This is a genomic window from Salinivibrio sp. MA427, from assembly GCF_001996115.1.
GTDB lineage: Bacteria > Pseudomonadota > Gammaproteobacteria > Enterobacterales > Vibrionaceae > Salinivibrio > Salinivibrio costicola.
Window position 1 is genome coordinate 1 of record NZ_MUFH01000107.1, and the last position, 7,962, is coordinate 7,962.

General features: G+C 49.2%; 7 protein-coding genes and 1 pseudogene. 4 read left to right on the top strand and 4 right to left on the bottom strand.

The genetic code is table 11. The features are described from left to right. Positions 1–296 precede the first annotated feature (296 nt). From dusC to BZG79_RS08580, 3 genes are read left to right on the top strand one after another with little or no spacing between them, the layout of a single operon-like run. Complete coding sequence (gene dusC, locus BZG79_RS08570) at positions 297–1,277, top strand: tRNA dihydrouridine(16) synthase DusC (protein ID WP_077774192.1); 981 nt, start codon at positions 297–299, stop codon at positions 1,275–1,277. Positions 1,278–1,285: 8 nt separating this feature from the next. After that, positions 1,286–1,921 carry an SEC-C metal-binding domain-containing protein gene (locus tag BZG79_RS08575; RefSeq protein ID WP_077576294.1) on the top strand — a complete coding sequence of 212 codons (636 nt, stop codon included), beginning with the start codon at positions 1,286–1,288 and terminating at the stop codon, positions 1,919–1,921. A gap of 4 nt (positions 1,922–1,925) precedes the next feature. Next, the gene (locus BZG79_RS08580; protein WP_077660657.1) at positions 1,926–2,363 is read left to right on the top strand and encodes a (deoxy)nucleoside triphosphate pyrophosphohydrolase; all 438 of its coding nucleotides are present in this window, start codon (positions 1,926–1,928) and stop codon (positions 2,361–2,363) included. A 64-nt stretch (positions 2,364–2,427) separates the two neighbouring features. Here BZG79_RS08580 and dsbB read toward each other — a convergent pair whose 3' ends face one another. Together dsbB and nhaB are read right to left on the bottom strand one after the other, a co-directional pair. Then, a complete protein-coding gene (gene dsbB, locus BZG79_RS08585; protein ID WP_077460364.1) occupies positions 2,428–2,967 on the bottom strand; it encodes a disulfide bond formation protein DsbB in 540 nt (179 codons plus the stop codon). An 88-nt stretch (positions 2,968–3,055) separates the two neighbouring features. Next, a complete protein-coding gene (nhaB, locus tag BZG79_RS08590; protein WP_077460365.1) occupies positions 3,056–4,648 on the bottom strand; it encodes a Na(+)/H(+) antiporter NhaB in 1,593 nt (530 codons plus the stop codon). 393 nt (positions 4,649–5,041) lie between these two features. Between nhaB and fadR the strand changes: the two genes are divergently transcribed. Beyond that, positions 5,042–5,893: a fatty acid metabolism transcriptional regulator FadR gene (gene fadR / locus BZG79_RS08595; protein WP_077660655.1), complete on the top strand. Its 852-nt coding sequence runs from the start codon at positions 5,042–5,044 to the stop codon at positions 5,891–5,893. Positions 5,894–6,028: 135 nt separating this feature from the next. On the opposite strand, the pseudogene BZG79_RS08600 reads toward fadR, so the two are convergent. Next, positions 6,029–7,460 (bottom strand): annotated as a pseudogene (locus BZG79_RS08600) (SpoVR family protein). A 41-nt stretch (positions 7,461–7,501) separates the two neighbouring features. Further along, the coding region (locus BZG79_RS08605) for a DUF444 family protein (RefSeq protein WP_199877646.1) at positions 7,502–7,962 on the bottom strand (461 nt) is incomplete at its 5' end.

Consider the following 7,962-nt stretch of genomic DNA (forward strand, 5'->3'; position numbering starts at 1 on the left):
GAATTATTGGTGGCTAACAGTAAGAGTGAACAGTACATAATTAAAAATTATCAAGCGTTTAAGGTGTTTGGGTTGCGTGGTACACCAGCGATGATTATTGGCGATCAAGTTGCACCTGGCTATCTACCCTATCCACAGCTAGAAGCCATGGTTAAGGCAGCCAAACAAGAAGGCTAAGCGTGAGTGATACTCGCTAACCATTTGAAAGCCAGTCAAAAGACGACTGGCTTTTTTTGTGTGCTGCGATTTGAGGGAAAAGCTGGCAAAATAGCGCGCCTTAACGGTAAAGGTACGGCATGAGTCAAACGAATTATCAATCACCACGCATTGTATTAGGCCCCATGGAAGGCGTACTTGATCCCTTAATGCGCAAGCTACTGACTGAGATTAATCACTATGATCTCTGCGTGACCGAGTTTGTGCGTGTGGTGGATCAGCGTTTACCGGAAAAAGTCTTTTATCGCTTCTGCCCTGAGTTACATCAAGGTGGCTTTACCGATGCGGGGACGCCGGTTCGGGTCCAACTACTGGGGCAAAATGTTGATGCGATGGCCAGTAACGCGCAGCACGCGATTCAGTTAGGGTCGCAAGGGATCGACATTAACTTTGGTTGCCCCTCTAAAACGGTGAATGGCAACCGCGGCGGCGCAGCGTTATTAAAGACGCCTGAGCATATCTACGAGGTGGTGAAAGCGGTGCGTGAAAGCGTCGCGCCTGAACATACGGTGAGTGCAAAAGTGCGTTTAGGATTCAATGATCTGGATGACTATTTAGACATTGCCCAAGCGGTTAATGATGCAGGAGCCGACGAGCTGGTGGTCCATGGCCGTACCAAGCGCGACGGTTACAAGGCAGGGACGATTCGTTGGGATTTAATTGCGGAGATTAACCAACTGTTTGCGATCCCTGTAACGGCAAACGGTGATATTTGGGGACGGGATGACGCGCTTAAGTGCCAAGCACTCACAGGCTGTGACACATTAATGGTTTGCCGTGGCGCGCTAAATATGCCCAACCTGGGTCAACATATTCGTGACAATGTTGAGCCCATGGATTGGCCTGCGGTGTTGGCCTTGTTAGTGCGCTATAGCGCACAGGAGCGCCAAGGAGACAAGGCGGTGTATTTCCCTAACCGTATTAAGCAATGGTTTAAGTATTTGCGTCAGTATTATCCGCAGGCTGACGCGTGCTTTAAGGTTATTCGCGTCCTTAATCGCGCTGATGAGATAGTCAGAGCGCTCGATAACGCGCGTGCGCAAACAGAATTCATAAAATAGGAAACCTTATGTCAACACTTATGACACTCTCTGATGACTGGGACGGCATGCCGGCCAGTTTTGTTGAAGGGGCGCTGCTGGCTGCCAACATTTGTCCTGTGCCGATGGACCCAGATACTTGGTTGTCGGTGTTAGTGACCGCCGGGGTTGAAGACGATGAAGTCGTGGCGCTTAATGACAAGGACAAGCAGGCCATACTCGCGCACCTGGAGCAACAATATCATGCGTTGATGCGTAATGATTACACCTTGCCTGACGCGTTAATGATTGCGATGCGCGGCGAGCTCGCACAAGCCTTTTCGGAAGGGTTTCTTGCCGTATGGCCCCATATTGAGCCGCATTGGCATGATGTCACACTCAATGATGGTAGCCGCCGTATGCTTTCCGCATTAGTGACCACTATGCTGCTACTGCATGACGAGGCCGGCACCTTAGCGCAAATGAAAGAGGTAGGGATTGATGTTGAGCCTGGCCAATATGTAGAGCAATTAGATCTTATGATCCAAGAAGTCGCGAAAGCGGCCGATGAAGCACAACAAGGAACGCACGGTGCGCATCAGGTGAATCCGTTCAAATCGGTTGGTCGTAATGATGCCTGCCCGTGCGGTAGTGGCGCTAAGTTCAAAAAATGCTGCGGGCGTTAATCGGATGATATCAGCAGCGCAGACGACTGCAATTCGCGTAGTGGCCGGTGTGGCCACGCACAGTCACCACGTTTTAGTGGCGCAACGACAGCCAGATTCGCAGTTTATCAGCTGGTGGGAATTTCCTGGCGGCAAAGTCGAGCAAGGCGAGACCGACCAGCAGGCACTTAAGCGTGAATGGCTTGAAGAGTTCGGTGTTGAAATCAACGTCGGCGCAGCCATCGTCGAAACCGAATACGATTATGGCGACAAGGTGATTTTACTGTGCAGCTATTGGTGCGAGATTCTGGATACGCCATTAACGTTGAAACAGCATCAGGCCGTATACTGGAGCGACCCCCAGCGGCTTGACCCCGGGGTATTTAGCGCCGCAGACCGGCCGTTAATACGTCAGTTGTGTCATTCAGTAAGCGACCATCAACTCATGCAAAGCGCCGAGTAAATCGGCGTTTTCTTTTTTATCCGGTTATCTTGGTGCCTAGTGCCTAGTGCCTAGCCGCGTATTATTAAGAAAAAATCCGACGCGGTGGGCGACCGATAAACTGGGCGATAACCACCAGCCCCCAGATCACGAGCATGGCCGAGAAAATGCCCACCAGCCATTGTGGCATGGACCAACCTAACCATTGCCAGACCACTTTACTGCAATCGCCAGACGCTTCAAACACCTGAGGCAGCCACTGGTTTAAAGGGGCCCAAGAAGGGAAGTTTACCGCCACATCACAGGTGGGGCCAAAGAGTTGGTTAGGATCGGGGAATTGATAACTGACATGCTCTAATGAAAGCTTTAGCCCCCAAGCGGCGGTGATGCCATAGGCCAGCAACCCTAGGGTGCGCCAAAAGGGCTCCTCGGGAGCAATCAGTCCGAGTAACGCTGCCGTGCCCACACCAAATAAGGCGACACGTTCATAAATACACATCACACAGGGCGCAAGTCCTTGGCCATGTTGGAAATACAGCGCGGTTGCTTCGAGGCCAACCACACAGAGAAGCAACAACAGCCAGGACGCTCGGCTGCGAGAAAATTGATTTAAGGCGCGCCACATAACTCACTCCTGATAAAAAACAAGGCTCTACACTGAGAGCCTTGCTATTCAATCGTTTGTTGAGACGAAGGTCAATGATAGAAATGCGTTAGTGCGCACTGGGTATCGCTTGTTGGGTCATATGGATGGTTTCAGATATCCAGCCTTGGTGTAGCATCCACTCGGTTGCTGGCACCAAAAAGAACTCGATACCCATCACGCCCAATAAGCCCATCACAATGGTATAGGGCAGTGCCATATAAACCATGCGCCCGTATGACAGGCGTAGCAAGGGAGCCAGCGTCGAAGTAAGCAAGAACAAAAACGCAGCTTGACCATTAGGAGTCGCAACGGACGGCAAGTTAGTCCCTGTATTGATAGCGACCGCCAACATATCAAACTGCTCGCGATCAATGACCCCATTGAGGAGCGCTGTTTTCACCTCATTGATGTAGACGGTCCCCACAAAGACATTATCAGACACCATGGACAGCAAGCCGTTTGCTACATAAAACATGGTAAGTTGCAAATGGCCTTCCAATGACAGCACCAGATCAATCACCGGTGCAAACAAGTGCTGGTCAATAATCACCGCGACTATTGAGAAAAAGACCGCCAATAGCGCAGTGAAAGGGAGTGCCTCTTCAAACGCTTTGCCGATATGGTGTTCATCGATTACCCCGGTAAACGAGGTGGCCAAGATAATAATACTGAGACCAATCAAGCCGACTGCGGCTAAGTGAAGGGCAAGGGCGGCAATCAACCAAACGGCGATCAACGCTTGAACCACGAGCTTCGCGACATCTTGTGGCGTGCGTTTTGCGCGTTGTACTTTATCGTACTCGACCAATATGTTTAGCACGTTATTCGGCAATTTTGCCCCGTATCCAAACCAGCCAAACTTTTCAACGATTATGCAGGTTAACAAACCAGCAAAGAAAACGGGCAGGGTCACCGGTGCCATGCGTAGGATAAATTCACCAAAATGCCAGCCAGCTTGATCGGCAATAATCAGGTTTTGCGGCTCACCGACCATCGTCATCACGCCCCCGAGTGCAGTTCCCACCCCGGCATGCATCAATAGACTGCGTAAGAAGGCACGATAATTCTCCAGATCGTTGCGGCTAAGCTCATCACTTAAGCTGTCATCTGAGGTGTGGTCATGGGCGGCACCAAGCTCCTTCCCCGAGGCAACGCGGTGATAAATAGAGTAAAAGCCGACGGCGACACTGATCACCACCGCGATCACGGTTAAGGCATCAAGGAAGGCCGAAAGCGCTGCAGCCGCGCTGCAAAATGCTAATGAAAGGGCAATTTTAGAGCGAATGCCCAGTAGTATTTTGGTGAAAATAAAAAGCAACAACTGCTTCATGAAGTAAATGCCGGCGACCATAAAAACAAGCAGCAGCAGAACTTCTACGTTGGCTACCAGCTCGTGCTTAACTTGATCTGGGCTGGTCATCCCTATCGCGACCGCTTCAATCGCCAATAGCCCGCCAGGCTGAAGTGGGTAGCATTTTAACGCCATGGCCAGAGTAAAAATAAACTCGACCACCAGTAGCCAACCGGCCATGAAAGGGTTAATCGAGAAAACGATCGGATTAATAATTAAAAAGCCAACAATGGCCAGCTTGTACCAATCAGGGGCTTTGCCGAGAAAGTTCTTTAAAAACGCGGTGCTGAGCGTAATGGTCTTAGCCATAATGATAGTCTCATTGTTATCTATGTCTCTTAACGCGCACGGATGGGCGAGTTACGTGCTACATCGCTTAGTGTGGTGAGCCCATAAAGCTCGCACGCGAGAGGGTGACAGTTAAAAGTGACGGTACGACTATCGGTATGAGTTACCCGTTCAGAGCAACGAAGGATAGCCTTGTCAGACAGTAAGTGTGCGCCAGTTTGCCTTAGACATATTTTGTTACATCTTGTATGACGTAGTTTTGCGAGTTATGCCCAAATTTTCATTGATCTGGTACAAAAAGATAGCAGATGTCACACGATTGGTGGCGATATCACAGAGCTGTTTCTGCAACTCATGACTAGTGGTATGATGACTTATTAATCAGAGCAAGAAGCAAATTGGAATTTAGATTCAATGGTTATAAAGGCGGATAGCCCAGCAACATTTGCTGAAAAATATATAATTGAAAGTATTTGGAACAATCACTTCCCAAAGGGCTCTATTTTACCCGCAGAGCGTGAATTGTCTGAACTCATTGGCGTGACGCGCACCACGTTACGGGAGGTGCTTCAGCGCCTCGCCCGCGATGGTTGGTTAACCATTCAACATGGCAAACCTACTCGGGTCAATGATTACATGCGAACGTCGGGGCTCAGTATTCTTGATACGCTGGTGACCCTGGAAGGGCAGGACGTGCACGGGGTTCTCGAGGATTTACTTGCGGCGCGGACAGACATCAGCGGTGTCTATATGCGTTATGCAGCTAAAAATCGCCCGCAAGACTGCTTGGACCTAATTGATTTGGTTATTAAGCGCTGCCAACAAGTGCTTGAGTGCGAGCGCTTTGAACAGTTCTTAGATCTGATTGATGAGAAAAGCGAAGTTCTGAAAGACGTCAAAAAAATTCAGGACAAATATGGTAAGCAGGATCCTGAGCTGTGTGAGCGTATTTGTATGGGCCGTGCTTTTAATCATTTCGATTATCGCTTGTTCCAAGGCATGGCGCACTTCTCTGGCAATAAAGTCTATGTGTTGACGATTAATGGTATGCGCCAAATTTATTCACGCGTGGGGGGCTATTACTTTATGGACCGCCGTGCCTGTGAAAATGCGCTGAGCTTTTATAGTGATCTACGCGAAATGGTGGCCAATAACCAACATCCAGCCATTGGTGACCGGGTAAAACAATACGGACGTGAGTGCGGGGGCTTATGGTTTAGTAACCGTGAGACCATTGCCTCTCACATGGCTGAAGAAGAAGCATAGGTCTTGGCGTAAAGACGCATAAACCTGAGCGTAAAGGCACATAAACCTGAGCGTGCATAACAAAAGCCGCCGTGATGAAAGCATCAGGGCGGCTTTTTTAATGGCGCTGGATGTCCCTTAGGCTGGGGGCTGTTCCTAATGGCTACCCATTAACATATCAGGATCAAACTGGGGACGCTTGGGACAACTGCTAAGAATTTTTCCACGTCCTTCGCTGGTTTCTTCTTCCAAAACCACTTCAAACCCCCAGAGTCGGTGGACATGCTTTAACACTTCTTCATGAGAGTTAGCGAGCGGAATACGGTTATGCGGCACATACCTCAGTGTGAGTGAACGATTACCGCGCAAATCGACATCAAAGACTTGAATGTTTGGCTCGCGATTACTCAGGTTATATTGTGCTGATAAGTCTTCACGTAGCTGACGATACCCTTGTTCATTATGAATGCTGGTGACTTCAATATAGTTTTGTCGATCGTCGTCATTGACCGCAAAAAATTTCATATCCCGCATCACCTTGGGGGACAAGAACTGACTAATAAAGCTCTCATCTTTAAAGTTTGCCATCGCAAAATGGACCGTCTCAAGCCAGTCTTTGCCGGCAATGTCAGGAAACCAGTATTTATCCTCATCGGTTGGCTCTTCGCACATGCGGCGAATGTCCTGAAACATGGCAAACCCGAGCGCGTAGGGATTAATGCCGGAATAAAACTGACTATTGTAGGGCGGCTGCGCGACCACATTCGTATGGCTATGTAAAAACTCCATAATAAAGCTATCCGTGACCAAGCCTTCATCATAAAGGTGGTTAAGAATGGTGTAATGCCAGAAGGTCGCCCAACCTTCGTTCATCACTTGCGTTTGTTTTTGCGGATAAAAATATTGGCTCACTTTACGGACGATCCGCACAATCTCACGCTGCCAAGGCTCTAGGAGTGGGGAATGTTTCTCAAAAAAGTACAGCAGGTTTTCTTGTGGCTCTGATGGAAAACGGCGCGTTTCTGCCTCCTGCTCWTTTTTCCCGCCTGGGATGGTCCGCCACAGTTCGTTAACTTGGGTTTGCAGATAATCTTCTCGTGCTTTCTGGCGTGCTTTTTCCTCGGCAAGTGAGATCTTTTGCGGACGTTTATACCTGTCGACGCCATAGTTCATCAGCGCGTGGCAGGAGTCGATCAGGTTTTCGACTTCCGCGAGGCCGTACTTTTCTTCACACTCGCTAATGTAGTGTTTGGCGAACAGCATTTTCTTCCATAAGGTAGGCAATACACGGGTCCGAGTTGATCACAATCTCGTACGCCAACCCCATGTACCCATGCTTATAGTTGCGCTCGGTTTCAATAAATTTTTTGCCGAATGACCAGTGGTTATAGTTGATGGGCATTCCCACACTGGAGTAAGCATCCATCATCTGCTCGGCGGCGATGATTTCGATTTGATTGGGATAGGTGTCGAGCTTGTAGTGTTCGGCAACCCGTTTAATTTCCTTGTGATACTGCTCAAGCAGGTCAAAGGTCCAATCCGGCCCATCGTGGAGTGGAGTCTTGTGTTTACCTTTGGTGACAGCCATACCATGCCTCCCTGATAAAATGCGTCTATGCCGGTATGGCGTCAGGCTTCGACCTGACGCTTAAACAATTCGCGAAATACGGGGAAAATCTCTTCCGCGGAGCGAATGTTCTGCATAGCAAAATTGTCATGGCTTTCGGCGAGTGACTGATACTCACGCCACAGTGTTTGGTGCGCACGACGTGTTATTTCAATATAGGCGTAATAGCGGCTCACCGGTAACAGCGTTTTTTGCAACAACTCGCGACAGCCCGGTGAGTCGTCAGCCCAGTTATCGCCATCTGAGGCTTGAGCGGCGTAAACATTCCATTCTGTCGGGTTGTACCTGTCTTTGATGATGTCATCCATCAGTCGCAGGGCGCTAGACACAATGGTGCCGCCGGTTTCTTGCGAATAAAAGAACTCATGTTCGTCGACTTCTTTCGCCTGCGTGTGATGGCGAATAAATACCACCTCGACATTTTTGTAAGTCCGTGAGAGAAACAGATACAGCAGAATATAAA

Bases quoted from the DNA above. Each gene is read 5' to 3' on its own strand.
- nhaB (WP_077460365.1), bottom strand. From the start codon at position 4,648: ATGGCTAAGACCATTACGCTCAGCACCGCGTTTTTAAAGAACTTTCTC.
- dusC (WP_077774192.1), top strand. From the start codon at position 297: ATGAGTCAAACGAATTATCAATCACCACGCATTGTATTAGGCCCCATG.
- fadR (WP_077660655.1), top strand. From the start codon at position 5,042: ATGGTTATAAAGGCGGATAGCCCAGCAACATTTGCTGAAAAATATATA.
- BZG79_RS08575 (WP_077576294.1), top strand. From the start codon at position 1,286: ATGTCAACACTTATGACACTCTCTGATGACTGGGACGGCATGCCGGCC.
- dsbB (WP_077460364.1), bottom strand. From the start codon at position 2,967: ATGTGGCGCGCCTTAAATCAATTTTCTCGCAGCCGAGCGTCCTGGCTG.
- BZG79_RS08580 (WP_077660657.1), top strand. From the start codon at position 1,926: ATGATATCAGCAGCGCAGACGACTGCAATTCGCGTAGTGGCCGGTGTG.